This window comes from Enterobacter sp. BNK-34, from assembly GCF_048684445.1.
GTDB lineage: Bacteria > Pseudomonadota > Gammaproteobacteria > Enterobacterales > Enterobacteriaceae > Enterobacter > Enterobacter pseudoroggenkampii.
In genome coordinates this window covers 4194602-4219714 of sequence record NZ_JBLQUA010000001.1, presented here as the reverse complement: position 1 = coordinate 4219714, position 25113 = coordinate 4194602, and the positions used below count along the sequence as shown (strand labels likewise).

The 25113-nt window shown below is 57.6% G+C and carries 24 protein-coding genes; 17 read left to right on the top strand and 7 right to left on the bottom strand.

Translation table 11 applies throughout. From position 1 onward, the window contains the following. The first annotated feature begins 7 nt into the window (after positions 1–7). Complete coding sequence (gene cheW / locus ACMGG5_RS20840; protein ID WP_023312262.1) at positions 8–511, top strand: chemotaxis protein CheW; 504 nt, start codon at positions 8–10, stop codon at positions 509–511. Between the two features lie 106 nt (positions 512–617). Here cheW and ACMGG5_RS20835 read toward each other — a convergent pair whose 3' ends face one another. Then, positions 618–1883, bottom strand: coding sequence for a dicarboxylate/amino acid:cation symporter (locus ACMGG5_RS20835; RefSeq protein ID WP_024909671.1), 1266 nt, complete (start codon positions 1881–1883; stop codon positions 618–620). Positions 1884–2312: 429 nt separating this feature from the next. Between ACMGG5_RS20835 and ACMGG5_RS20830 the strand changes: the two genes are divergently transcribed. From ACMGG5_RS20830 to flhE, 14 genes are all read left to right on the top strand, one after another. Then, positions 2313–2885 (top strand): spore coat U domain-containing protein, encoded by a 573-nt coding sequence (locus ACMGG5_RS20830; RefSeq protein WP_032647817.1) that lies wholly within the window; start codon positions 2313–2315, stop codon positions 2883–2885. Positions 2886–2897: 12 nt separating this feature from the next. Then, complete coding sequence (locus ACMGG5_RS20825; protein WP_024909673.1) at positions 2898–3446, top strand: spore coat U domain-containing protein; 549 nt, start codon at positions 2898–2900, stop codon at positions 3444–3446. Between the two features lie 16 nt (positions 3447–3462). Continuing rightward, positions 3463–4221 carry a molecular chaperone gene (locus ACMGG5_RS20820; protein WP_048992257.1) on the top strand — a complete coding sequence of 253 codons (759 nt, stop codon included), beginning with the start codon at positions 3463–3465 and terminating at the stop codon, positions 4219–4221. Continuing rightward, entirely contained in the window at positions 4197–6581 is a 2385-nt protein-coding gene (locus ACMGG5_RS20815) for a fimbria/pilus outer membrane usher protein (protein ID WP_420278463.1), read from the top strand. Before ACMGG5_RS20820 ends, ACMGG5_RS20815 begins: the two co-directional genes overlap by 25 nt. Then, the gene (locus ACMGG5_RS20810) at positions 6578–7540 is read left to right on the top strand and encodes a spore coat U domain-containing protein (RefSeq protein WP_032647810.1); all 963 of its coding nucleotides are present in this window, start codon (positions 6578–6580) and stop codon (positions 7538–7540) included. Before ACMGG5_RS20815 ends, ACMGG5_RS20810 begins: the two co-directional genes overlap by 4 nt. Positions 7541–7624: 84 nt before the next feature. Next, positions 7625–9292 carry a methyl-accepting chemotaxis protein II gene (gene tar, locus ACMGG5_RS20805; protein WP_420278462.1) on the top strand — a complete coding sequence of 556 codons (1668 nt, stop codon included), beginning with the start codon at positions 7625–7627 and terminating at the stop codon, positions 9290–9292. 44 nt (positions 9293–9336) lie between these two features. After that, positions 9337–10938 (top strand): methyl-accepting chemotaxis protein IV, encoded by a 1602-nt coding sequence (tap, locus tag ACMGG5_RS20800; protein ID WP_407858736.1) that lies wholly within the window; start codon positions 9337–9339, stop codon positions 10936–10938. 19 nt (positions 10939–10957) lie between these two features. Then, positions 10958–11824 (top strand): protein-glutamate O-methyltransferase CheR, encoded by an 867-nt coding sequence (gene cheR, locus ACMGG5_RS20795; RefSeq protein ID WP_023312253.1) that lies wholly within the window; start codon positions 10958–10960, stop codon positions 11822–11824. Then, entirely contained in the window at positions 11821–12870 is a 1050-nt protein-coding gene (locus ACMGG5_RS20790) for a protein-glutamate methylesterase/protein-glutamine glutaminase (RefSeq protein ID WP_008500430.1), read from the top strand. Before cheR ends, ACMGG5_RS20790 begins: the two co-directional genes overlap by 4 nt. 17 nt (positions 12871–12887) lie before the next feature. Further along, on the top strand, positions 12888–13277 hold the full coding sequence (cheY, locus tag ACMGG5_RS20785; protein WP_008500431.1) for a chemotaxis response regulator CheY: 390 nt from the start codon (positions 12888–12890) through the stop codon (positions 13275–13277). 10 nt (positions 13278–13287) lie between these two features. After that, positions 13288–13932, top strand: coding sequence for a protein phosphatase CheZ (gene cheZ, locus ACMGG5_RS20780; RefSeq protein WP_023312251.1), 645 nt, complete (start codon positions 13288–13290; stop codon positions 13930–13932). Between the two features lie 148 nt (positions 13933–14080). Further along, on the top strand, positions 14081–15229 hold the full coding sequence (flhB, locus tag ACMGG5_RS20775) for a flagellar biosynthesis protein FlhB (RefSeq protein WP_024909679.1): 1149 nt from the start codon (positions 14081–14083) through the stop codon (positions 15227–15229). Next, positions 15222–17300, top strand: a complete 2079-nt coding sequence (flhA, locus tag ACMGG5_RS20770) for a flagellar biosynthesis protein FlhA (RefSeq protein ID WP_024909680.1) — start codon at positions 15222–15224, stop codon at positions 17298–17300. Before flhB ends, flhA begins: the two co-directional genes overlap by 8 nt. Then, on the top strand, positions 17300–17692 hold the full coding sequence (gene flhE, locus ACMGG5_RS20765; RefSeq protein WP_024909681.1) for a flagellar protein FlhE: 393 nt from the start codon (positions 17300–17302) through the stop codon (positions 17690–17692). Before flhA ends, flhE begins: the two co-directional genes overlap by 1 nt. Positions 17693–17749: 57 nt before the next feature. Here flhE and argS read toward each other — a convergent pair whose 3' ends face one another. Next, positions 17750–19483 carry an arginine--tRNA ligase gene (argS, locus tag ACMGG5_RS20760; RefSeq protein WP_090419738.1) on the bottom strand — a complete coding sequence of 578 codons (1734 nt, stop codon included), beginning with the start codon at positions 19481–19483 and terminating at the stop codon, positions 17750–17752. A 239-nt stretch (positions 19484–19722) separates the two neighbouring features. Here argS and ACMGG5_RS20755 point away from each other — a divergent pair, with 239 nt between their 5' ends. Together ACMGG5_RS20755 and cutC are read left to right on the top strand one after the other, a co-directional pair. Then, on the top strand, positions 19723–20283 hold the full coding sequence (locus ACMGG5_RS20755; RefSeq protein ID WP_148770083.1) for a VOC family protein: 561 nt from the start codon (positions 19723–19725) through the stop codon (positions 20281–20283). Between the two features lie 78 nt (positions 20284–20361). Further along, positions 20362–21105 carry a copper homeostasis protein CutC gene (cutC, locus tag ACMGG5_RS20750; RefSeq protein ID WP_032647799.1) on the top strand — a complete coding sequence of 248 codons (744 nt, stop codon included), beginning with the start codon at positions 20362–20364 and terminating at the stop codon, positions 21103–21105. A 175-nt stretch (positions 21106–21280) separates the two neighbouring features. Here cutC and cmoB read toward each other — a convergent pair whose 3' ends face one another. From cmoB to ACMGG5_RS20725, 5 genes are read right to left on the bottom strand one after another with little or no spacing between them, the layout of a single operon-like run. Beyond that, the gene (gene cmoB / locus ACMGG5_RS20745) at positions 21281–22252 is read right to left on the bottom strand and encodes a tRNA 5-methoxyuridine(34)/uridine 5-oxyacetic acid(34) synthase CmoB (protein ID WP_267217023.1); all 972 of its coding nucleotides are present in this window, start codon (positions 22250–22252) and stop codon (positions 21281–21283) included. Then, complete coding sequence (gene cmoA, locus ACMGG5_RS20740) at positions 22249–22992, bottom strand: carboxy-S-adenosyl-L-methionine synthase CmoA (protein ID WP_048992239.1); 744 nt, start codon at positions 22990–22992, stop codon at positions 22249–22251. The genes cmoB and cmoA overlap by 4 nt, the downstream gene beginning before the upstream one ends. A gap of 40 nt (positions 22993–23032) precedes the next feature. Next, complete coding sequence (locus ACMGG5_RS20735) at positions 23033–23428, bottom strand: MAPEG family protein (protein ID WP_021240443.1); 396 nt, start codon at positions 23426–23428, stop codon at positions 23033–23035. A 52-nt stretch (positions 23429–23480) separates the two neighbouring features. Continuing rightward, entirely contained in the window at positions 23481–24299 is an 819-nt protein-coding gene (locus ACMGG5_RS20730; RefSeq protein WP_420278461.1) for a DUF72 domain-containing protein, read from the bottom strand. Continuing rightward, on the bottom strand, positions 24296–24862 hold the full coding sequence (locus tag ACMGG5_RS20725) for a hydrolase (protein WP_048992236.1): 567 nt from the start codon (positions 24860–24862) through the stop codon (positions 24296–24298). The genes ACMGG5_RS20730 and ACMGG5_RS20725 overlap by 4 nt, the downstream gene beginning before the upstream one ends. Positions 24863–25113 lie beyond the last annotated feature (251 nt).

Here is a 25113-nt window from a genome sequence, read left to right as displayed (position 1 = left end):
TAATAACATGACCGGTATGAGTAATGTAACGAAACTGGCGGGCGAGCCATCAGGGCAGGAATTCCTGGTCTTCACTTTAGGCGATGAGGAGTATGGCATCGATATCCTGAAAGTGCAGGAAATCCGTGGTTACGACCAGGTTACCCGCATCGCTAACACGCCTGCTTTTATTAAAGGTGTCACCAACCTGCGTGGCGTTATTGTGCCAATCGTGGACCTGCGCGTGAAGTTCAGCCAGGGCGACGTTGACTACGACGACAACACCGTGGTGATCGTTCTGAACCTGGGGCAGCGCGTGGTCGGTATCGTGGTGGACGGCGTATCTGATGTGCTTTCCCTGACCTCAGACCAAATTCGCCCTGCGCCGGAGTTTGCGGTCACGCTGTCGACCGAATACCTGACCGGTCTGGGCGCGCTCGGCGAGCGTATGCTGATTCTGGTGAACATCGAGAAGCTGCTGAACAGCGATGAGATGGCGCTGCTGGATATCGCGGCGAGTCACGTAGCGTAGGTAAATGCAAAACGGCAACCCAGGTTGCCGTTTTTTGTGTTTGCTCCCTCTCCCTGTGGGAGAGGGTTGGGGTGAGGGCATCAGGCCTCACCCTTTTTTCATGCCCTTACGCTTCCTGCTTTACCAGCTCAGCTTCCGCTTCAGCTTCCCGCGCACCTTCATTCTGCGACAGCATCGCGGTCGCAATACCATTCCCCAGAACGTTAATTGCGGAACGGCCCATATCCAGGAAGTGGTCGATCCCCATCAGCAGCAGAATACCCGCCACCGGAATGTTAAAGCTTGGGATCGTCGCGGCCAGCACCACCAGGGATGAACGCGGTACGCCCGCAATCCCTTTGGAGGCCAGCATCAGCGTCAGCATCAGAACCGTCACTTCCGAGAAGCTCAGGTGAATGTTGTACGCCTGAGCGATAAACATCGAAGCGAAAGAGCAGTACACCATCGAACCCACCAGGTTGAAGGAGTAGCCAATCGGCAGAACGAAAGAGGCGATGTTGCGCGAGCAGCCAAAACGCTCCAGCTGCTCCAGCGTTTTAGGGTAGGCGGCTTCAGAGCTGCTGGTGGTAAACGCCACCAGGACCGGATCTTTCAGCATGCTGACCAGGCGGAACACCTCTTTTTTCAGCACCATGTAACCCACGGCCAGCAGCACCATGCAGGTGAGAAGAATGGCAACATAGTAGCCGCCAATAAAGGAGGCGTAGTTCAGCAGAATGCCCAGACCCTGCGTGGCAATCACGGAGGAGATCGCCGCAAAAATGGCCAGCGGAGCAACGTACATCACGTAACCCGTGACCTTCAGCATGATATGGGAAACCACATCCAGCGCGGCCACCAGCGGCGCGTTGAATTTCTGCCCCAGCGACGCGCCGCCGATGCCGAAGAACATCGAGAACACCACAATCTGCAGGATCTCATTGTTCGACATCGCCCCTGCGATACTGGTTGGAATGGTGTGCGACAGGAACGCTTTCAGCGTCATGCCGCCAACGGCCAGACCGGTATCCACCGCTTCGGTTGGGATCGTCAGGTTCAGACCGCTTCCCGGATGCTCCAGCGTGACGATAAACAGGCCAACCAGAATGGAGAGCACGGATGAGCTGATAAACCACACCATCGCTTTACCGCCAACGCGGCCAATGGTGGAGGTTTCGCCCAGTTTCATAATGCCGACGGTAAGCGTGCTGAAGACCAATGGTGCAATGACCATTTTGATCAGACGGAGGAAAATATCGGTCAGAAGGGTAATGTTATCCGACCAGGCTGTGATGGCATCCGCAGATGCATATTCATGAATTGCTGCCCCTGAAAGAATACCCGCCAGCATGAATATCACGATGAAGAGTGTGAGTTTGTTTGCACTTGCCACGAAAAAAGACCCTCTATGCGCTTCAGATGTAGCCCGCATCGATACATATAAATTTTTTATTACGATGCAGGAAATTATTCGGCACATAAATTGACGCAAAGTGTAGGGGGATACAACACCTTTTTAAGTTTTATTAATTTTGTTGTTATTGCCCTGACGATATATTGTGATCTACATCACACTTTAATGGATATATTCTCTCCGGAAAAAATAAAATCGCGGATTAAATAAATTTAACTCTCTGTTATTAATAAGGAAATTAAGTCAATAAGACATATGGCTTATGCGTTGAGGGGCGGGTGGTCGAAGCGATATCCGTAAACTAAATTCTCAATAACCCCCTCAAAGGAACCTTAAGCGGGGCTAACATCTTGAACGACAAAAATAAAATGTGGCAAGGGAACGGAGACGTCTTCTGGAGGGTGGTAAATGAAAAGAAAACTCCTTTTGATCTGCGCAGGAACCTTACTGACTGCGACTACGGCCCATCAGGCGCTGGCCGTCACCAGCAGTGGCACCATCGGCGCGACGCTGACGCTGACAAACGGCTGTCTGATAAACGGATCGCCCGCGCAAAGCGGCATTAATTTCGGTACGCTCGATTTCGGTACCCATCCGGCAACCTTTTCCACTCTTACGACGCAGCTGAGCGGCGCCAGCGGCGGAAACACCTTCACCATTCAATGTACGACCGCCAGCTATACGGTGGCGATCACCGGTAATACCCATTCTACGGCACCCGGAACCGTTGTCGGTTCGCCGGGGACGCCTGAACGCTATCTGGTTAATACGGCCAACGCGGCCCAGGGCGTGGCTTACAGCCTGTACAGCGACAGCGGGTTTAACACAGTGATTGCCAACAACGCCGCGTTGCCGATCGCCTCAACGGCCGGAGGTGTAGACAGTTACACCCTCTACGGACGTATTACCGGCGGTGGTAACAGCGTGACGGTCGTCCCGGGAACCTACACCGACACGATTAACGTCAGCGTAACCTATTAGTCCCGAATAGCCATGAAGGCAACTCTCACAGGTCTGCGCAAATGCGCAGAGGGACACGTGCAGCCTTTTTTCGCGCTGCTCGTCGGATTGCTCATGATGCCCGCGGCGAATGCGGTGACATCACAGTCGTTTAAGGTCAGCGCGACGATTGTACCGGGATGCGCGGTAGCCACCGGTAGCGGAGGGCTTCTCGGTACGCTGGATTTTGGCACCCATAACGGAGTCGAGAGCGCGCCGGTCAGCACCAGCTTTGTGCCAAACGGGGCGTTGTCTATCGCCTGTACGCCGGGCGTGGCGCTGAGCATGAGCATTAACGGCGGGCAGAATTACGCCTCCGTCCGCCGGATGAAGCGATCAGGCGGAACAGAACTGGTGCCGTACCGGCTTTACAGCAGCAGCTCGCTGGCCGCGAACAGCGAAATTGGCGTCAACCAGGCGATAGCGGTGACCTATACCAATAGCAATAACATCGCGCTGCCGCTTTTTGGCGTGGCGCTACTGACCGGTTTTAGCCCGGCGGGAACCTATTCCGATCAGCTCACCGTGACCTTGTCATGGTAATAAAGGGAGAGTGTTGATGAAGCCATTTTTCAGACCCGTTTGTCTGGCGGGCGCGTTGGGCATGGCTGCGGCAATCGGCCAGGTACAGGCGGCGGCCACTATCCTGCTCTGGCCTATCGATCCGTGGCTTGCTGCGGACGCCAATGCCACGGAACTGTGGATCCAGAACCAGGGAAACAGCGCCACGACGATGCAGGTCCGCATCGTGCGCTGGAAGCAGGAGGACGGACACGAGCGTTATACCGCGCAGCAGGACGTGGTCGCCAGCCCGCCGATCGTCACGATTGGCACGGGCAGCAAGCAGCTTATTCGCCTTATCAAACAGACTTCAGTCCCCGCAGGCGTCGAACAGGCCTACCGCATTATTGTCGATGAAATCCCCCAGCCTGATGCTAAAGCCGAACCCTCCATTGGCCTCAAATTGCAGATGCGATACTCCATTCCTCTGTTTGTGTATGGACAGGGGATGCCGACGATAAAAGAGGGCGCGCACCACGCGCTGGTGGAGACCCGAAACCTGAGCTGGCGGGTGACGCAGGCGGGTGGACAGCCTGCGCTGGAGGTTCGAAATCGCGGGGATGTCCATGTCAGGCTAAGCCAGGTGGCGCTGGAGCAGGGGGGGCAGAAACGCACGGTTGCGGAGGGATTACTGGGTTACGTCCTTCCGGGCAGCACCCGTAGCTGGCCGGTACCCGCTGGCGTTCGTCAGCCAGAGCGGATGAGCGCGCAGATTAATGCCAGGGACGCACAATGGCAGTCGACGCCCGTCAACTGAAGCCGGCGATGATGATATTGCTCTGCGTCAGTTCCGCAACCTGGGCTGAGCCCGGTGACGACAGTTTACCGCCGCCGCCCCAGGCACAGGCGATACATGATGAAGCGGTTTTCCAGCTTGCTCTCGTGGTCAACCACTACGATACCGGTCTGGTCGTGCCCGTGACGCAGCGTAATGGCGCTTTCTTTATCTCCAGCGCCGATTTGCTGCGCGCGGGGCTGCCCCCGGCGCATGTTCCCACCGGAGAGGTGAATCTCTCCTCGCTTGCCCTGGTTCGGGTGGAGTACGACAGCGCCGCGCAGCGCCTGCTGCTGACCGTTCCCCGTGACTGGGTGACGGCCCGGGTGACGCCGTTCAGCGCGCAAGCGACGCAGGCCAAACCGCACTACGGGCGCGGGGCGCTGCTCAATTACGATCTCTACACCAACCGCACGGAGCATATCGGCGGTCAGGCGTCGCTCTGGCATGAGTTCCGCTACTTCAACGAGAACGGCTCCTTTTCCTCCACCGGCTACGCGCGCGAAAATTTCAGCGGTAACGACGGCCAGCAGGAAGGGTATGTCCGCTATGACACGACCCTGCTGTTCACTAACGAAGATGACGCGATGAGCTGGAGCGTTGGGGACGTGATCAGCGATGCCCTGAGCTGGAGCTCCAGCGTGCGGATGGGAGGGATCAGCGTCGGGCGGGATTTCTCCCTGCGCCCTGACCTGGTGACGTGGCCGCTGCCCGAGTTCGCGGGGGAGGCCGCGGTACCCACCTCGGTCGATCTCTTTATCAACGGCTATCGCTCCGGCTCAACCCAGCTTCAGCCGGGCCCCTTCACCCTGACCAATCTGCCCTATATCAACGGCGCCGGGGATGCGGTGCTGGTCACGACGGATGCGCTGGGGCGCCAGGTGAGCACTACGCTACCGTTTTACGTCACCAGCGACCTGCTTAAACAAGGGCTCAGCGACGGCGCCGTGACCCTGGGCAGCCTGCGGCGTAACTACGGCATCAAGAATTTTGACTACGGTTCCGCGGCGGGCAGCGGCTCGTATCGCTACGGTCTAACAGACTGGCTAACGCTGGAAGGCCACGCGGAAGGGGCGCAGGAGCTGGCGCTGGGTGGGGCGGGGACCGTGATAAAACTCGGCCAGTTTGGCGTGGTGAATACCTCTTACTCGCAGAGCCGCATGCGCGATGATGCGGGCGGGCAAATCAACTGGGGTTACCAGTACAGCACCAGCGCGTTTAGCGTCGCCACCCAGCACACGCGTCGCGGTCGCGGCTTTGGCAATCTGGCCCTTTACGACCAGCCGACGGTGTATGACGAAAACGATAAACCCATCGCCAGCTTCAGCCGTAATACGGACCAGTATTCTCTGACCTTCAATCTGGGACAGTACGGCAACATCGGTGCGGCCTGGATCGGCGTGGAGAGTTTCGACAGCCAAAAAACCGAGCTGCTCAATCTCTCCTGGAGCCGCAATCTGTGGGGGGCGAGCAGCATTTACCTGGCCGGCAGCCGGGATCAGCAGCGGGGAGACTGGACGGTCGCGCTGTCGCTGCAGGTGCCACTGGGTGCACGCGACAGCGCTGCCGTCACCGTTGAAAATACCCCGGATGCAGGCAGTACCCAGCGCATCAACTATAACCATTCCATGCCTTCTGACGGTGGGTTTAGCTGGAACATGGCCTGGGCCAACCAGTCAAGATCCAGTGATTATCAACAGGGGACGCTGGGCTGGCGCAATAACAACATAGAGCTGCAGGGCGGCGGTTATGGCGAAAGGGATACCATGACCTGGTGGGGCGAGGCGATGGGCGCAATTGTCCTGATGGACGGCGAACTGTTTGCAGCGAATAAAATCAACGATGCGTTTGTGGTCATCAGTACCGACGGTCATCCGGATGTGCCCGTCAGCTACGAGAACCAGCCCGTCGGTAAAACCAATAACAACGGCTACCTGCTGGTGAGCGGGGTGTCGGCGTATTACCCCGCAAGCTACCGGATCGATACCCTGAATCTGCCGGCGGATACCCGTCTGAAAGAGACCGAGCGACGGATCGCGATCCGCCGTCACAGCGGCTATCTGGTTGATTTTCCTATGGAGCAGGAGCGGGTGGCAAGCGTTATTCTGCATGATGCGCACGGGCAGGTGCTGCCGGTGGGAAGCCAGGTCCGACGGGTCTCGCGCAGCAATGCGGTGGTGGGGTATGACGGCATCGCCTGGCTGGAAAATCTCAGTGATGTGAACCCGCTGGAGGTGATAGCGCCTGACGGAAAACGCTGCAGGGCGACCCTGACCGTGGGAGCCAATCCGGAACACAAGCTGAAAACCTACGGGCCGCTGATTTGTCGGGAGGCGCCATGACGCGCCTGCTGCTGTTGATTCTGCTGCTGTTCTCCGGCGGCGGCTGGGCGGCGTGTACCGTCAGTACTGTCAATGCCTCATTTGGCAGCGTCACCTCCTTCGCGCTCAGCGGAACAGGCGAGGTGGAAACCACCGGCACGCTGGTGGTGTCCTGTGATGCCATACTGAATCTGCTGACCAACGACTCGGTGACGCTGACCTACACCGCGGCATCGGTTTCGGGCAGCAGCCGGGCCACCATGAAACGGACAGATGATGCGACTATCACGGACGTGATCCCCACCCGGCTGTGCGGACTCTCGGGCTGCGCGAGCAGCAGCGAGGTACAGATAAGTAAATCGTATACCTGGAGTGGAAATACCTTGCTGGGGCTGCTGGGGTCAAAGCAGTACAACATTCCGCTCTATTTTCGCACCGTCGCCGGACAAAACGTCACTGCCGGGCCATATCAGGTGCAGTTAACCTTCAGCGTTAACTACAGCGTGTGCTCCGTGGGCGCGCTCGGCATTTGCACAATCAATCAGGCGGGCACCGCGACGACCACCATTCTACTGAACATGACTGTTACCAACGATTGCAGCGCCATGACCACGCCGGACGTGAACTTCAACAGCGCACCGCTGGTACAAAGTTTCCCTACCGTTTCGCAGGCGATTGCCGTCACCTGTACCAAAGGCAGTACGTATACCATCGGCATTAACAACGGGGCTAACGCGCTGAACAACGTGCGGCGCATGGTGAGCGGCAGCAACGCCATGAGCTATGACATCTATAAAGAAGCCACCAGTAACCGCTGGGGCGGCAGTGGCAGCGAGCGCTGGTCCAGCGCGGTATCGTCACAGGTCAGCACCGACGGCTTACTGCGCACCTACAATTACACCGCGAAAGTCCTGACCAATCAGACCACGCCACCCGCCGGAACCTACACCGATACGCTGATTGTTGACGTGGCGTTTTAGCCCCGCGCTTTTCCCTTTCTCAAATGTAAAGTTCCTGTGGGTAGTGCCGATAACACCGTTAATAAATCTATGAGAAGGTGTTGTATGTTGAACCGTATCCGCGTTGTCACAATGCTTATGATGGTGCTGGTCATTTTCGCACTTCTTCAGCTTATCTCCGGCGGGCTTTTTTTCTCGTCATTAAAACAGAACCAGGACAGCTTCGCGGCCTCGAACGATCTCCGTCTGCAGCAAAGTGAACTCACGTCAACGTGGGATCTGATGCTGCAAACGCGTATCAACCTGAGCCGCTCGTCCGCGCGCATGATGATGGATCCCAACAATCAGCAGAGCAGCGCGAAAACCGATCTGTTGAAAAATGCCCGTGCCACCCTTGCTGACGCCGCTAAACACTACGACGCCTTCAAAAAGATCACCCCGCAGCCTGCGATGGAGCAGGTGAGCCAGAATATCGATGAAAAATACAGCGCCTACCATGCCGGTCTGACGGAACTGATTCAGTTCCTGGAGAGCGGCAATATGGACGCCTATTTCGCACAGCCTACGCAGGGGATGCAAAACGCACTCGGCGCCGCGCTGGGGGAATACGCGAAGGTCAGTGGCGATCTCTATCACTCAGCCTTTACCGCAAGCCAGAATGACTATCGTTTTGCGAAATGGCAGATGGCCGTGATGGCGCTGGCGCTGGTCATTGTGCTGGTCGCGGTATGGTACGGCATTCGCCATATCCTGCTGAACCCTCTTGGCCGCGTCATTGCCCACATTCGTGAAATTGCCGGCGGCGATCTGACCAAAACGCTGACCGTTTCCGGGCGTAATGAGATCACCGAGCTGGCAAATAGCGTTGACCACATGCAGCGTTCGTTAATCGACACCGTCGCCAACGTGCGCAACGGGTCGGAAGCTATTTATACCGGCACCAGCGAAATTGCGATGGGGAATAACGATCTCTCATCTCGTACCGAGCAGCAGGCTTCCGCCCTGGAGGAGACGGCCGCCAGCATGGAGCAGCTTACCGCGACCGTGAAGCAGAACGCCGATAACGCCCGTCAGGCGTCTCAGCTGGCAGAAAGCGCCTCCGAGACGGCGCAGCGCGGCGGTCGCGTGGTGGATGGCGTGGTGAAAACCATGCACGAAATCGCCGACAGCTCGAAGAAAATCGCCGACATCATCAGCGTCATTGACGGTATTGCCTTCCAGACCAACATTCTGGCGCTTAACGCCGCCGTGGAAGCGGCGCGGGCGGGCGAACAGGGACGCGGGTTTGCCGTGGTGGCCGGGGAAGTGCGCAATCTGGCCAGCCGCAGCGCCAATGCTGCAAAAGAGATCAAGTCGCTGATCGAAGATTCCGTCTCCCGCGTGGATACCGGCTCCGTGCTGGTGGAAAGCGCCGGGGAGACCATGAATGACATCGTGAATGCCGTCACCCGCGTGACGGACATCATGGGTGAAATCGCCTCTGCGTCTGATGAGCAGAGTCGTGGTATCGACCAGGTTGCCCTGGCGGTATCGGAAATGGATCGCGTGACACAACAAAACGCCGCGCTGGTGCAGGAGTCCGCTGCGGCGGCCGCTGCGCTGGAAGACCAGGCGAGCCGTCTGAAGATGGCCGTCTCGGCGTTTCGTCTCGCTTCACTCGCTGGAAACACGGTCACCCCGCAGGCGACGTATCGCGCGCCAGCCGCTGAATCGGCTGCAAGCCGTACGCGCACCGCGACGACCGGACAAGATGAAAACTGGGAAACATTTTGACTGACAATTAAACCGCGGCTGCTTGCCGCTTGATGGGAGCGTGGATGTTAAATCGTATTCGTATCTCGACCACACTGTTTTTGATTCTGATCCTTTGCGGTGTGTTGCAGGTTGGCAGTAACGGGTTGTCTTTTTGGGCGTTTCGCGATGGCTATCAGAATTTGCAGGAAGTTGAGACGAGTAATCAGCAGCGCTCCGCACTGGCACAAACGCGTGCCGTGCTGTTGCAGGCAAGCACTGCGCTGAACAAGGCAGGAACCTTAACCGCGCTGAGTTATCCGCCGGATGACATTAAAGCGCTGATGGCGACCGCGCGCGACAGCCTGAAACAGGCTGACGCACAGTTTAAAGCTTTTACGGCGCAGGCCGCCGACAGCGAGAAAGAGAAAGCGCTGAAGGCCGCCATGAAGACGAACTTTGAACAGTGGTACAGCGATCTGGACCATCAGGCGACGTGGCTTGAGAACAACCAGCTGTCGGACTTTATGACCGCGCCGGTTCAGGCCTCGCAGGCGGCGTTTGATGGCAGCTTTAACGCGTGGCAGCAGGATATTAACCAGTCTGTTCAGCGTGCCGGTGAACAGAGCCGTCAAAGCTATCACATGTCGGGCGTCATCTTTGCCGTGGTGGTGATTCTGGCAGGGCTGCTGACCGGCGCCGCACTGCTCTGGTCGCGCAGAATGATTGTCCAGCCGCTGGCGATTATCAGCAGCCACTTCGACAGTATTGCGAAAGGCGATCTGGCGCGTCCGGTAGCGGTGTTCGGCAGGAACGAAATTTCGGCGATCTTTGCCAGCCTGAAGGCGATGCAGGGATCGCTGCGGGAAACGGTGAGCGACGTGCGGCAGGGCAGTTATGCCATGCACACCGGGATCTCAGAGATTGCGGCGGGCAATAACGATCTCTCGTCCCGCACCGAGCAGCAGGCGGCTTCGCTGGCGCAGACGGCGGCCAGCATGGAGCAGCTGACCGCGACGGTAAGCCAGAACGCCGATAACGCGCGTCAGGCGTCTGACCTGTCAAAACAGGCGGCGATGACGGCGAAGAAAGGTGGAGACCAGGCGTCCCATGTCGCCAGCACCATGCAGGAGATTGCCACCAGTTCGCAGAAAATTGGTGACATCATCAGCGTGATTGACGGTATCGCGTTCCAGACCAACATTCTGGCGCTGAATGCCGCCGTGGAAGCGGCGCGCGCCGGGGAGCAGGGGCGAGGATTTGCGGTGGTGGCGGGGGAAGTGCGTAACCTGGCGAGCCGCAGCGCCAACGCGGCGAAAGAGATTAAGGTGCTGATCGAAGAGTCGGTCTCGCGCGTTCAGCATGGCTCAACGCTTGTGGATACGGCGGCGAAAACCATGCACGAGATCGTCACCTCCGTCACGCGGGTGAACGACATCATGGGCGAAATTGCCTCGGCGTCGGACGAACAGCGTCGCGGGATTGAGCAGGTTGCACAGGCCGTCAGCCAGATGGATCAGGTGACGCAACAGAACGCCTCGTTAGTTGAGGAAGCGGCAGCGGCAACCGATCAGCTGGCCAGCCAGGCAGATCGTCTGACCGGACTGGTCGCGGTGTTTAATGTGAAAGAGCACGTTGAAGCAGTAACAGAAGTCGGGCGGTCGCAGGCCGTGCCAGTTGTATCCTGAATGTAATTAAGAAGGCGCTATGACATCACCAATGCCCCCTGGGCAAACGTCATTATTGTTGCAGATGACACAGCGCCTCGCGCTGTCCGACGCGCATTTTCGTCGGATATGTCAGTTAATCTACCAGCGTGCGGGGATCGTGCTTGCGGATCATAAGCGCGACATGGTCTACAACCGTCTGGTGCGGCGCTTGCGTACGCTGGGGCTGGATGATTTTGGCCGCTATCTGAGCATGCTCGAGGCGAACCAGAACAGCGCAGAGTGGCAGGCTTTTATTAACTCGTTAACCACCAACCTGACGGCGTTTTTCCGTGAAGCCCACCACTTCCCGGTCCTGGCCGAGCACGCACGCCGTCGCACCGGGGAGTATCGCGTATGGAGTGCGGCCGCCTCGACGGGTGAAGAGCCGTATTCGCTGGCGATCACCCTGGCTGACACCCTGGGCATGACGCCCGGACGCTGGAAAGTCTACGCCAGCGATATCGATACCGAGGTGCTGGAGAAGGCGCGTAACGGCGTTTATCGCCAGGATGAACTGAAAACGCTGTCACCGCAGCAGCTGCAGCGTTATTTCATGCGCGGGACAGGCCCGCATGAAGGCCTGGTACGCGTACGCCAGGAGCTGGCGAACTGCGTTGAATTCGCGCCCGTAAACCTGCTGGATAAGCAGTACAACGTGCCGGGGCCGTTCGACGCTATCTTTTGCCGTAACGTCATGATCTATTTTGATAAAACGACGCAACAGGACATTCTGCGTCGGTTTGTTCCGTTGCTCAAGCCTGACGGTTTACTGTTTGCAGGGCACTCGGAAAACTTCAGCAACCTCGCGCGTGAGTTTAGCCTGCGTGGGCAAACGGTATATGCGCTGAGTAAGGAAAAAGCATGAGTAAAATCAGGGTGTTGTCTGTCGATGATTCAGCGCTGATGCGTCAGATCATGACTGAAATTATCAATAGCCACAGCGACATGGAGATGGTGGCAACCGCGCCCGATCCGCTGGTAGCGCGGGATTTAATTAAAAAATATAACCCCGACGTGCTAACGCTGGATGTCGAGATGCCGCGCATGGATGGCATAGATTTCCTCGAAAAATTAATGCGGCTTCGGCCCATGCCGGTGGTGATGGTCTCCTCCCTGACCGGAAAAGGCTCGGAAATCACCCTGCGCGCGCTGGAGCTGGGGGCGGTGGATTTTGTCACCAAACCGCAGCTCGGCATTCGCGAAGGGATGCTGGCCTACAGCGAAATGATCGCCGAGAAGATCCGCACCGCGTCTCGTGCGAAGCTTGCCGCCCACACGCCGATGGCCGCGCCTGCGACCCTGAAGGCCGGTCCCTTACTCAGCTCGGAAAAACTGCTGGTGATTGGCGCGTCAACCGGAGGAACAGAGGCAATTCGTCATGTACTCCAGCCATTGCCGCTTTCAAGTCCGGGTATTCTGATCACTCAGCATATGCCGCCAGGCTTTACCCGTTCGTTCGCCGAACGCCTGAACAAGCTATGCCAGATCAGCGTGAAAGAGGCGGAAGACGGCGAGCGCGTGCTCCCGGGACATGCCTACATCGCCCCGGGCGACAAGCATATGGAGCTGGCGCGCAGCGGCGCTAACTATCAAATCAAAATTCATGACGGACCGCCGGTCAACCGGCACCGTCCGTCGGTGGATGTGCTGTTTCATTCGGTGGCGAAACATGCGGGGCGCAACGCCGTTGGGGTGATCCTGACGGGGATGGGCAACGATGGTGCCGCCGGAATGCTTGCAATGCACCAGGCTGGCGCCTGGACGATTGCGCAGAATGAAGCAAGTTGTGTGGTGTTCGGCATGCCGCGCGAGGCCATCAATATGGGTGGCGTGAGCGAAGTGGTCGATCTTAGCCAGGTAAGCCAGCAGATGCTGGCGAAAATCAGTGCCGGACAGGCAATACGTATTTGACTCAGGAGTATTATTTTATGGCGGATAAAGAGCTTAAGTTTTTGGTTGTGGATGACTTTTCCACCATGCGTCGCATCGTGCGCAACCTGCTGAAAGAGCTGGGCTTCAACAACGTTGAAGAAGCAGAAGACGGCGTTGATGCGCTGAACAAACTGCAGGCTGGCGGGTTTGGTTTTGTTATCTCCGACTGGAACATGCCTAACATGGACGGTCTGGAACTGCTGAAAACCATTCGTGCCGATGCGGGAATGGCGTCTATGCCGGTTCTGATGGTCACTGCAGAAGCGAAAAAAGAGAACATCATTGCCGCTGCACAGGCGGGCGCAAGCGGCTATGTGGTGAAGCCATTCACCGCGGCAACCCTGGAAGAGAAGCTCGGTAAGATCTTCGAGAAACTCGGCATGTGAGGTGATGGAAATGTTGCAACCTGCTATGAAACCCGTTGAAGAACACTCGCCGAGCGATATCATCGTCCGCATCGGCAGCCTGACGCGCATGCTGCGTGACAGCCTGCGCGAGCTGGGTCTGGATCAGGCGATTGCCGAAGCCGCGGAAGCCATTCCTGATGCCCGCGATCGTCTGGACTATGTTGTGCAGATGACCGCTCAGGCCGCGGAACGTGCGCTGAACAGCGTTGAAGCGTCACAGCCGCACCAGGATGCGATGGAAAAGGGGGCGAAAGCGCTGAGCAAACGCTGGGACGAGTGGTTTGAGAACCCTATCGAGCTGGCGGATGCCCGTGAGCTGGTGACGGATACCCGTCAGTACCTGGGTGATGTGCCGGGTCACACCAGCTTCACCAACGCCCAGCTGCTGGACATCATGATGGCGCAGGATTTCCAGGACCTGACCGGTCAGGTGATCAAGCGCATGATGGATGTTATCCAGGAGATTGAACGTCAGCTGCTGATGGTTCTGCTGGAGAACATTCCGGAGCCGGCAGCCCGTCCAAAACGCGAGAATGAAAGCCTGCTCAATGGTCCTCAGCTCGACGCCAGCAAAGCGGGCGTTGTGGCAAGCCAGGATCAGGTCGACGACCTGTTGGACAGCCTCGGCTTCTGATGGTCCGTTCCGCCTCAGGAGGTTAACGCCACCTGAGGCGGTTTGCGACAAAATCACCGAAAAGAGCCCGAATAAACGGGCTTTTCCCGCCATTGGATTTCCGCTGCGCTGGCATGATACCCGTGACGTAATGGGCTGAGCATGCACTGTGGCAGAAGAGAACGACGACAAAACGGAAGCCCCCACACCCCACCGACTAGAAAAGGCGCGTGAGGAAGGGCAGATCCCCCGATCCCGAGAATTGACCTCCCTGCTGATCCTTATCGTAGGGGTGTGCATTATCTGGTGGGGCGGGGAGTCGCTCGCCCGCAAACTGGCGGGAATGTTGTCCACCGGCTTACGCTTTGACCACAGCATGGTCAACGATCCGAATCTGATCCTCAGCCAGATTATTCAGCTTATTAAAGGGGCCATGGTTGCGCTGCTGCCCCTGATTACCGGGGTTGTGCTGGTCGCACTGGTCTCGCCGGTGATGCTCGGCGGTCTGGTTTTTAGCGCCAAATCGCTGCAGCCGAAATTTTCCAAACTGAACCCGCTGCCGGGCATTGCGAAAATGTTCTCTGCCCAGACCGGGGCTGAGCTGCTCAAAGCCGTTCTCAAATCGGTGCTGATGGGCAGTTCCGCAGGGTTTTACCTCTGGTACCACTGGCCGGAAATGATGCGTCTTATCAGCGAATCACCGCTCACCGCGATGAGCAACGCGCTGAATCTGGTCGGGCTCTGCGCGCTGCTAGTGGTGCTCAGCATTATCCCGATGGTGGGTTTTGACGTGATCTTCCAGCTTTATACCCACTTCAAAAAACTGCGCATGTCACGGCAGGATATTCGTGACGAATATAAGCAGATGGAAGGTGACCCGCACGTGAAAGGGCGCATCCGCCAGATGCAGCGTGCCGCCGCCCGTCGCCGCATGATGGAAGATGTGCCGAAGGCCGACGTCATTGTTACTAACCCGACGCACTATTCCGTTGCGCTGCGCTATGACGAAAACAAAATGAGCGCGCCGAAAGTGGTGGCGAAAGGGGCGGGGCTGATTGCTCTGCGTATCCGGGAAATTGGCACCGAACACCGCGTGCCGATCCTGGAAGCTCCTCCGCTGGCGCGTGCCCTGTACCGCCATGCGGATATTGGACAACAGATCCCGGGACAGCTCTACGCCGCCGTGGCGGAAGTGCTGGCCTGGGTATGGCAGTTGAAGCGCTGGCGTCTGGCCGGCGGTCAACGGCCTGTGAAACCTGAGAACCTTCCGGTGCCTGCCGCGCTGGATTTTATGAACGAGAAGGACACTGATGGCTAATCTGGTGGCAATGTTGCGCCTGCCCGGCAACCTGAAATCGACCCAATGGCAGATCCTGGCCGGGCCGATTCTGATCCTGCTAATTCTGTCGATGATGGTACTGCCGCTCCCGGCGTTCATCCTCGACCTGCTTTTCACTTTCAATATTGCGCTGTCCATTATGGTGCTGCTGGTGGCGATGTTCACCCAGCGTACCCTGGAATTCGCCGCGTTCCCGACCATTCTGCTGTTTACCACCCTGCTGCGACTGGCGCTGAACGTGGCGTCCACGCGTATCATCCTGATGGAAGGTCACACCGGGGCGGCAGCGGCGGGTAAAGTGGTGGAAGCGTTCGGCCACTTCCTGGTGGGCGGCAATTTCGCTATCGGTATCGTGGTGTTCGTTATCCTCGTTATCATCAACTTTATGGTTATCACCAAAGGTGCAGGGCGTATCGCGGAAGTGGGCGCGCGTTTTGTGCTGGACGGGATGCCGGGCAAGCAGATGGCGATCGACGCCGACCTGAATGCCGGTCTTATCGCCGAAGATGAAGCCAAAAAACGCCGTTCGGAAGTAACGCAGGAAGCGGACTTCTACGGCTCCATGGACGGTGCGAGTAAGTTTGTGCGTGGTGACGCCATCGCAGGCATTCTGATCATGGTGATTAACGTGGTCGGCGGCCTGCTGGTGGGGGTACTGCAGCACGGGATGGACATGGGCCACGCGGCGGAAAGCTATACGCTGCTGACCATTGGTGACGGTCTGGTCGCGCAGATCCCGGCGCTGGTTATCTCCACGGCGGCGGGTGTCATCGTGACCCGCGTGAGTACCGATCAGGACGTTGGCGAGCAGATGGTGGGTCAGTTGTTCAGTAACCCGCGCGTCATGCTGCTTGCCGCGGCGGTTCTCGGGTTGCTCGGTCTGGTGCCGGGGATGCCAAACCTCGTCTTCCTGCTGTTTACGGCAGGGCTGCTGGGGCTAGCCTGGTGGATGCGCGGCCGTGAAACCAAACCGGCTGCGGAACCTGTTCCGGTAAAAATGCCGGAGAATACCCAGGCCGTTGAAGCGACCTGGAACGACGTTCAGCTGGAAGATTCCCTGGGAATGGAAGTGGGCTATCGCCTGATCCCGATGGTCGATTTCCAGCAGGACGGCGAGCTGCTTGGCCGTATCCGCAGCATCCGTAAAAAATTCGCGCAGGATATGGGCTTCCTGCCGCCGGTGGTACACATCCGCGACAATATGGACCTGCCGCCCGCGCGCTATCGCATTCTGATGAAAGGCGTTGAAATTGGCAGCGGTGATGCCTATCCAGGCCGCTGGCTGGCGATTAACCCCGGTACCGCCGCAGGCACGCTGCCGGGCGAGCAAACCATCGACCCGGCCTTTGGTCTGGCCGCGATCTGGATTGAAAGTGCCCTGAAAGAGCAGGCGCAGATCCAGGGGTATACGGTTGTTGAAGCCAGTACCGTGGTGGCGACCCACCTTAATCACCTGATTGGGCAATTCTCGGCAGAGCTGTTTGGCCGTCAGGAAGCGCAGCAGCTGCTGGACCGCGTCACGCAGGAGATGCCGAAGCTGACGGAAGATCTGGTCCCGGGCGTGGTGACGCTGACGACGCTGCACAAGGTGCTGCAAAACCTGCTCGAAGAAAAGGTACCGATCCGCGATATGCGCACCATTCTGGAAACGCTGGCAGAGCATGCGCCAATCCAGAGCGATCCGCACGAGCTGACGGCGGTGGTGCGCGTGGCGCTGGGGCGTGCGATCACCCAGCAGTGGTTCCCGGGAACTGGAGAAGTGCAGGTTATTGGCCTCGATACGCCGCTTGAACGCCTGCTGCTTCAGGCCCTGCAGGGCGGGGGCGGGCTGGAGCCGGGCCTGGCGGACCGTCTGCTGGCGCAAACCCAGGAGGCGCTGGCGCGTCAGGAGATGCTGGGCGCGCCGCCGGTGCTGCTGGTGAACCATGCGCTGCGTCCGCTGCTGTCTCGCTTCCTGCGTCGCAGCCTGAATCAGCTGGTCGTACTCTCGAATCTGGAGCTGTCGGACAACCGTCATATCCGCATGACCGCGACGATTGGAGGAAAATAATGCGTAAATGGCTTTGGATTTTACTCTTCCCGCTGGTGGCACAGGCTGGCGGGGAGGGAACCTGGCAGGCAAGCAGCATGGGGGTGACCCTCAGCAACCGGGGCGTCGCCATGTCCTCTAATCCGCTTTCGCCTTCTGAAGGCGTTTCCGGTCAGATGGGCCTTGTGGTCTGGAACTACCGGCTGATTGGCCCTACGCCAGCCGGACTGCGGGTACGTCTCTGTTCTCAGACGCGCTGCACGGAAATCGACGGCGAAAATGGTACGACGCAGGCGTTCAACGGCGTACCGGCCATTGAGCCTTTGCGTTTCATCTGGGAAGTGCCGGGCGGGGGACGTTTGATCCCGGCGCTGAAGGTGCAGAGTAATTCTGTCATCGTGAACTACCGCTGACGGTTGCGTGAGCAGGACTGCAAAAAATAAAACCCGGCGCTTGCCGGGTTTTTTGTATTACATACGTTCTACGGTTTCGATACCCAGGGTATCCAGACCCAGCTTCAGGGTCTTCGCCGTGAGCTGCGCCAGCTTCAGGCGGCTGTTGCGGACCGATTCGTTTTCCGCAGACAGAATAGGGCAGTGCTCGTAGAAGCCGGAGAACAGACCCGCCAGATCGTACAGGTAAGCACACATCACGTGCGGCGTGCCGTCACGCGCGACCACAGTCAGCGTCTCTTCGAACTGCAGCAGACGTGCCGCCAGCTGCGCTTCACGATCTTCCGTGATGGTCACGGCAGCATTTGCCAGCACGCTTTCGTCGATATTAGCTTTACGGAATACCGACAGCACGCGGGTGTAAGCGTACTGCATGTATGGCGCCGTGTTGCCTTCAAACGCCAGCATGTTATCCCAGTCGAAGATATAGTCGGTGGTACGGTTCTTGGAAAGATCCGCGTATTTCACCGCACCGATACCCACGGCGTTGGCCAGTTTTTCCAGTTCGTCAGCAGGCATGTCCGGATTCTTCTCGGCCACCAGACGGCGGGCGCGTTCAAGCGCTTCGTCCAGCAGGTCAGAAAGCTTCACGGTACCGCCCGCACGGGTTTTGAACGGCTTGCCGTCTTTACCCAGCATCATGCCGAACATGTGGTGTTCCAGCGGAACGCAATCCGGCACGTAACCGGCTTTACGCACGATGGTCCACGCCTGCATCAGGTGCTGGTGCTGACGGGAGTCGATGTAGTACAGCACGCGGTCGGCATGCAGCGTTTCGTAACGGTATTTTGCGCAGGCGATGTCGGTTGTGGTGTAGAGATAGCCGCCATCCTTTTTCTGGATGATCACGCCCATCGGTTCACCTTCCTTGTTTTTATACTCATCAAGGAACACAACCGTTGCGCCTTCGCTTTCAACCGCCAGATTTTTCGCTTTCAGGTCCGCCACAATGCCGGGCAGCATTGGGTTATACAGACTTTCACCCATCACGTCGTCACGGGTCAGGGTGACGTTCAGGCGGTTATAGGTAAGCTGGTTCTGAGACATGGTGATGTCAACCAGCTTGCGCCACATCTCGAGGAAGTATTGATCGCCGCCCTGCAGTTTTACCACGTAGCTGCGCGCGCGCTCGGCAAAGGCTTCGTCTTCGTCGTAGTGTTTTTTGGCTTCGCGATAAAACCCTTCCAGGTCCGCCAGCGCCATTTCACCCGCGTTTTCCTGCTGCTGTTTTTCCAGGTAAGCAATCAGCATGCCGAACTGGGTACCCCAGTCGCCCACGTGGTTCGCGCGGATCACCTTGTGACCGAGGAACTCGAGCGTGCGCACTGCGGCATCACCGATGATGGTGGAGCGCAGGTGGCCAACGTGCATCTCTTTCGCCACGTTCGGCGCAGAATAGTCGATCACGACGGTCTGCGCTTCCGGCTGGGACACACCCAGACGATCGGATTTCAGCGCCGCGTCAACGTGGCGGGCCAGGAACGCAGGTTCCAGGAAGATATTGATAAAGCCCGGGCCGGCAATTTCGGTTTTGCTGGCAATGCCGGTGAGATCCAGATGCGTCAGTACCTGCTCAGCGAGCTGTCGCGGCGGCATGCCCAGTTTTTTAGCCACTGCCATCACGCCATTAGCCTGATAGTCGCCAAACTGTACTTTTGCTGACTGACGAACCTGCGGTTCGCAATCCGCAGGTGCACCTGCGGCAATCAGTGCCTGACTGACTTTTTCGGAGAGAAGAGCCTGAATATTCACCTGGATACCTTACGTTTTTGATGCGGGCTTACAACCGCCCGCGCCAGTTAAAGAATTTAGGGCGGGAGTATACTGCAAATGCCTTCTGTCGTCAGCATCGCGGGGCCTGAAGATTGCTCAGAATCCAGGCAGTGAAGGTGTGCATAAACATGCAGTCATAAAAAGCCGGATTCAGCGGTTGGTCAAAACAGGGCAACAGAGTAAATTAGCGGCTTTGCGACACGAAAAGAGAGTGAATTATGGCGAACTGGCAATCCATTGACGAACTGCATGATATTTCCGCAGATTTACCGCGCTTCACCCAGGCGTTCACAGAACTTGCCACCCGTCTGGGTCTGGATATCGCACCGCTTGAGGCCGATCACATCTCTTTGCGCTGTCATCAGAATGCCACCGCAGAGCGCTGGCGTCGCGGTTTCGAACAGTGCGGCGTGTTGCTCTCTGAGAACATCATCAATGGTCGCCCCATTTGCCTGTTTAAACTGCATGAACCGGTGAACGTGGCGCACTGGCAATTCACCGTGATTGAACTGCCGTGGCCGGGTGAGAAGCGTTATCCGCACGAAGGCTGGGAGCATATCGAAATTGTCCTGCCGGGTGAGCCGGAGACGTTGAACGCGCGCGCGCTGGCCCTGCTTTCTGACGACGGCTTAAGCAAGCCGGGGATTTTTGTGAAGACCAGTTCTCCCAAAGGCGAGCGCGAGCGGTTACCTAACCCGACGCTGGCCGTCACGGACGGACAGGTCACGGTGAAGTTTCATCCGTGGACCATTGAGCAGATCGTTGCCAGCGAAGCGTAAGAGATGTGAGTTCACGCCGCGACTGAAAATGGACGGCGTGGCATGATGATTCGTTTAGTGGGATTTCAGGAGGATTAAATGGCGCTGCTGGAGATTTGTTGTTACAGCGTGGAGTGTGCTGTGACCGCACAAAAACACGGGGCTGACCGTATTGAACTGTGCGCGGCACCCAAAGAGGGCGGGCTGACGCCGTCCTTCGGCGTGTTAAAGTCTGCCCGTCAGGCCGTCACCATTCCCGTTCACCCGATTATTCGCCCACGCGGCGGTGATTTTTGTTACACGGCGGGCGAGTTCAGTGCCATGCTTGAAGACATCGCCCTCGTGCGCGACCTGGGGTTCCCCGGGCTGGTCACCGGTCTGCTGGATGAAGACGGCAATATCGATCTCCCGCGCATGCGTCAGGTGATGAGCGCCGCACAGGGGCTGGCCGTCACTTTTCATCGTGCATTTGATATGTGTAAAGATCCGCTTCAGGCCTTTGAAACGCTTGGAGAACTTGGCGTGGCGCGCATTCTGACATCGGGTCAACAGGCGTCAGCTGAAAAAGGACTGCAATTAATTACGGAACTAAAAGCACATTCCGGTGTTCCAATAATAATGGCGGGTGCGGGAGTCCGCGCCAGCAATCTGGAACGGTTTTTAAACGCTGGGGTAGAAGAGCTGCACAGCTCCGCGGGTAAATGGATACCTTCGCCCATGCGTTATCGCAATACAGGGTTGTCAATGTCGACGGATGCTGAAGCAGATGAGTATTCACGCTACGGCGTAGAGGGAGAGTCGGTTGCGGAAATGAAGTCGCTGATTGAGCGCCATCACGTGTAGCAACGTACCGATTTTTACCGCGCATCATGTCGCCCAATATGATGCTTGCTTGTACCAGGCCCCTGCAATTTCAACAGGGGCCTTTTTTTCTCCTGCGCCAGGTGGCGCTTCGCTTACCGGACCTGGAAAATCGGGAGTAGGCCGGGTAAGGCGCAGCCGCCACCCGGCTAACAGGCTACGGCTTGGTCGCAATCAACACCGCACGCATCGGCGCCGGATAGCCTTCAATGGTTTTGCTGTGGTCGGCCGGGTCGAGGAACTGCTCCAGCGATTCGGTTATCATCCAGTCGGTGCGGCGCTGCTCTTCGAGAGAGGTCACGCTGACATCGGCGATCCGCACATCCACAAACCCGCACTTCTCCAGCCAGTTCTTCAGCGCCAGCGCGGAAGGAATAAAGTAAACGTTGCGCATCTGCGCGTAGCGATCGCCCGGTACCAGAACAGCATGTTCATCGCCTTCAATCACCAGCGTTTCCAGCACCAGCTCGCCGCCGCTGATCAACTGATCCTTCAGTTGCCACAGGTGCTCCAGCGGAGAACGACGGTGATACAGCACGCCCATGGAGAACACGGTATCAAACGCTTTCAGGGCAGGGAGCTGTTCAATGCCCAGCGGCAGCAGGTGCGCGCGCTGGTCGTTACCCAGCAGCTTACGTACCGCTTCAAACTGGCACAGGAACAGCTGCATCGGGTCAATACCGACCGCCAGGTGCGCGCCCGCGCCAATCATGCGCCACATGTGGTAACCGCTGCCGCAGCCCACGTCCAGAATGGTACGTCCGGTCAGGTCGGAAAGGTGCGGCAGAACGCGATCCCATTTCCAGTCCGAGCGCCATTCGGTATTGATGTTCACCCCGTACAGCGAGAACGGGCCTTTGCGCCACGGCATCAGATTGCGCATCAGCGTTTCGATGCGGTTGATCTGCCCGGCCGGAAGCGGCTCTTCGCTTTCGGCGGTTACGCTGTGCAGAAGATCCAGACGATGCGGGGTCAGCTCGGGCAGAAACTCCACCGCGTTTGACCACTGCTTTAACAGGCCGTGCTGCTGATCGCGCTGCCAGGCGGCAATCTGCGCGGGCAAGGTTTCCAGCCAGTGGGAGAGTTGGTTTTTGGCAATCAGCTGATAGAAGTTACTGAATTCGATCATGCCGGTTTCCCCGCTTTCAGCGCCACCAGCGAACCAAAGTTAAAGCACTGGAACCACAGTTCGCTGTGCTCAAACCCGGCTTTGCTCAGACGCGCTTTGTGGGTTTCTACGGAATCCGTCAGCATCACGTTTTCGAGCATGCTGCGCTTCTGGCTGATCTCCAGCTCGCTGTAGCCGTTCGCCCGTTTGAAATCGTGGTGCATGTTGAACAGCAGCTCGCCAACTTCGGCATCTTCGAAGCTGAATTTCTCCGAGAGCACCAGCGCGCCGCCGGGATTCAGCCCCTGATAAATTTTGTCCAGCAGCAGCTGGCGGTCTTCCGGCACCAGGAACTGAAGGGTGAAATTCAGCACCACCATCGAGGCGTTATTGATTTCAATCTCGCGGATATCACCTTCCACCACGTCCACCGGAACAGGGGCTTTGTACGCGTCAATATGGCGACGGCAGCGCTCAACCATGGCCGGGGAGTTATCGACGGCAATGATTCGGCAGCCTTCCTGGTGAATATTACGACGAACCGACAGCGTTGCCGCGCCGAGCGAGCAGCCCAGGTCATAGACCTGCGTGCCGGGTTGAACGAAGCGCTCAGCCAGCATGCCGATCATAGAGATAATATTGGAATAACCGGGAACAGAGCGCTGGATCATATCCGGGAAGACTTCAGCTACCCGTTCATCGAAGGTCCAGTCGCCCAGGCTGGCGATAGGCGCGGAAAAAAGCGTGTCGCGATCTGACATAACGTAAAAATCCGGGAAAAATAAAGTGGCGTATTGTGCGCTAATGGAGGGAGAAAACCAACTCCCACGGCATATACCACAGGTTAGCCAGCACCATCAGCAAAAGCGAACACCAGGTCGCACTCATGCCGGAGCGACGCCAGCGGATTAAGCGGTGGTGAAAGCCGTAATAATGCATCAGGCGGCCAGCAATAAGAAGCAGGCCACAGATATGCACCATCCAGGTTTCTGCGCCATTCATCTCCATAAAAAGCAGCAGGATTAAGGCTGCGGGAATGTATTCGACCGCGTTGCCATGAATGCGGATAGCGCTTTGTAGCTCTGAAAATCCGCCGTCACCGTAGGAGACACGGTACAGCGTTCTGAGGCGCACAACATCAAATGAAAACTTAATCAGCAGTAATGCACCTAACACCGCATACAGCGCGCTGACCATACAAACTCCCTGTTTTTTGGCAGATGGCACTTCACTATGATAGGGGGTGATATCAGAAAAGAGAAGATTGTTGTGGGATGCCAGGGGCGCTGCCCACGGACGGCACCGCAGCCTGCAAGGCCTGCCACAGAGCATCGACCAGTTCGGGGGCCTGGGCAATATCCGGCGTGTGCAAAAAGAGATACGGCGTGGTGGTGTGTTCCCACGAGGCCAGTTTTTCCAGCCAGACGGCGAACATCGCCTGGTTTTGCTGCATGTTATCGCTGCCGATAAACCTGACCATCGGGTTCTGCGCAGTCACGATGGCGTGGACCGGCACTTTCGGTTTTTTACGCTGCGCCTCAATGATGGCCTCACTGTGCGGTATCGCGCTGTGCACCGGACGGCTGTCGAGGATCACCCGGTTGATGGAACGCTCTAGAAGGCCGCGGTTGAGCGCTTTTTCTGCTTCGCCCTTCGCAAAGAAGTCCTTGTGTCGGACCTCCACCCCATAGGTAAACTCCCGGGGCAGGGCGTCCAGAAACGTCCACAGTGCGGGCAGGTCGCGCGGGCCAAAGGCGGCCGGAAGCTGCAGCCAGTACTGGCCGATGCGGTTTGCCAGAGGCGCCATCCGGGCAAAGAATTCGTCGGTCAACTCACCGCAGTTTCGCAGTGCGGCCTGGTGAGAAATGGTCGCCGGAAACTTAAAACAGAAACGGAAATCGTCGGTTGTTTGCTCCCGCCAGCGTGCAACAATCTCGGCTTTGGGGAGCGCATACAGGGTGGTGTTGCCCTCGACACAGTTGAAGTGTCGGGCATACTCTTCAAGGCTGGTGATGCCAAGGCGCACCCATTTCGGGTGTGACCACTGGGGCAGGCCCACATACATCATAGTGCGCGAAGGATCTCATCCGTGCTGCGCACGCGACCGATGCGCGGGAAGATGTGCGTCATGCTGCCCTGATGCTGTTCCGCGGAGGCCGCGCTGCAGGCATCTTCGGCGATCACCAGATTAAAGCCGAGCTCCCACGCGTTGCGGGCAGTCGACTCCACGCCGATATTGGTGGAAATGCCGCACAGGATGAGGGTGTCAATGCCGCGACGGCGGAGCTGCAGCTCGAGATCGGTACCGTAGAAGGCACCCCACTGGCGTTTGGTCACTTCAATATCGCTGTCGCGTTTGCCGAGTGAGACCGGGTACGTCCACCAGTTTTCCGGCAGGGCTCGCGCGGGTGCCTGCACATCAACGGGCTGTTTTAACGCTTCGGCGTAATCCGCGGACCAGCCGACGCGCACCATGACCACCTGCGCACCGCTGGCACGGCATTTCTCCGCCAGGCGAGCGGCGCGGCTGACCACATCATCTGCGGTATGCGGGCCACCGGCAAAAGGCAAAATGCCTTCCTGTAAATCAATCACTACAAGCGCGGTTTTTTTGGCATCAAGGGTTAACATCGTTACTCCCGTTAAATTAATCACTTCTGGACACCATACGACGTGATGGCCTGTTATTGGTCGCATAATTTTGTTAATTTTTGTGAGAATGCGCAATAAGAGTGCAGCAAACGACCGCCTGGCCGTGGTTCGCTCTTATCGTCCGGCGGAATTTCCAGTATAATAGCCGCCTTTTTTCATCCAGTTGTGACATACAGAAAGCTGCGACATAGTAGCCTGCATACCAGGCGACATTTAGCCTGCGGCTAATT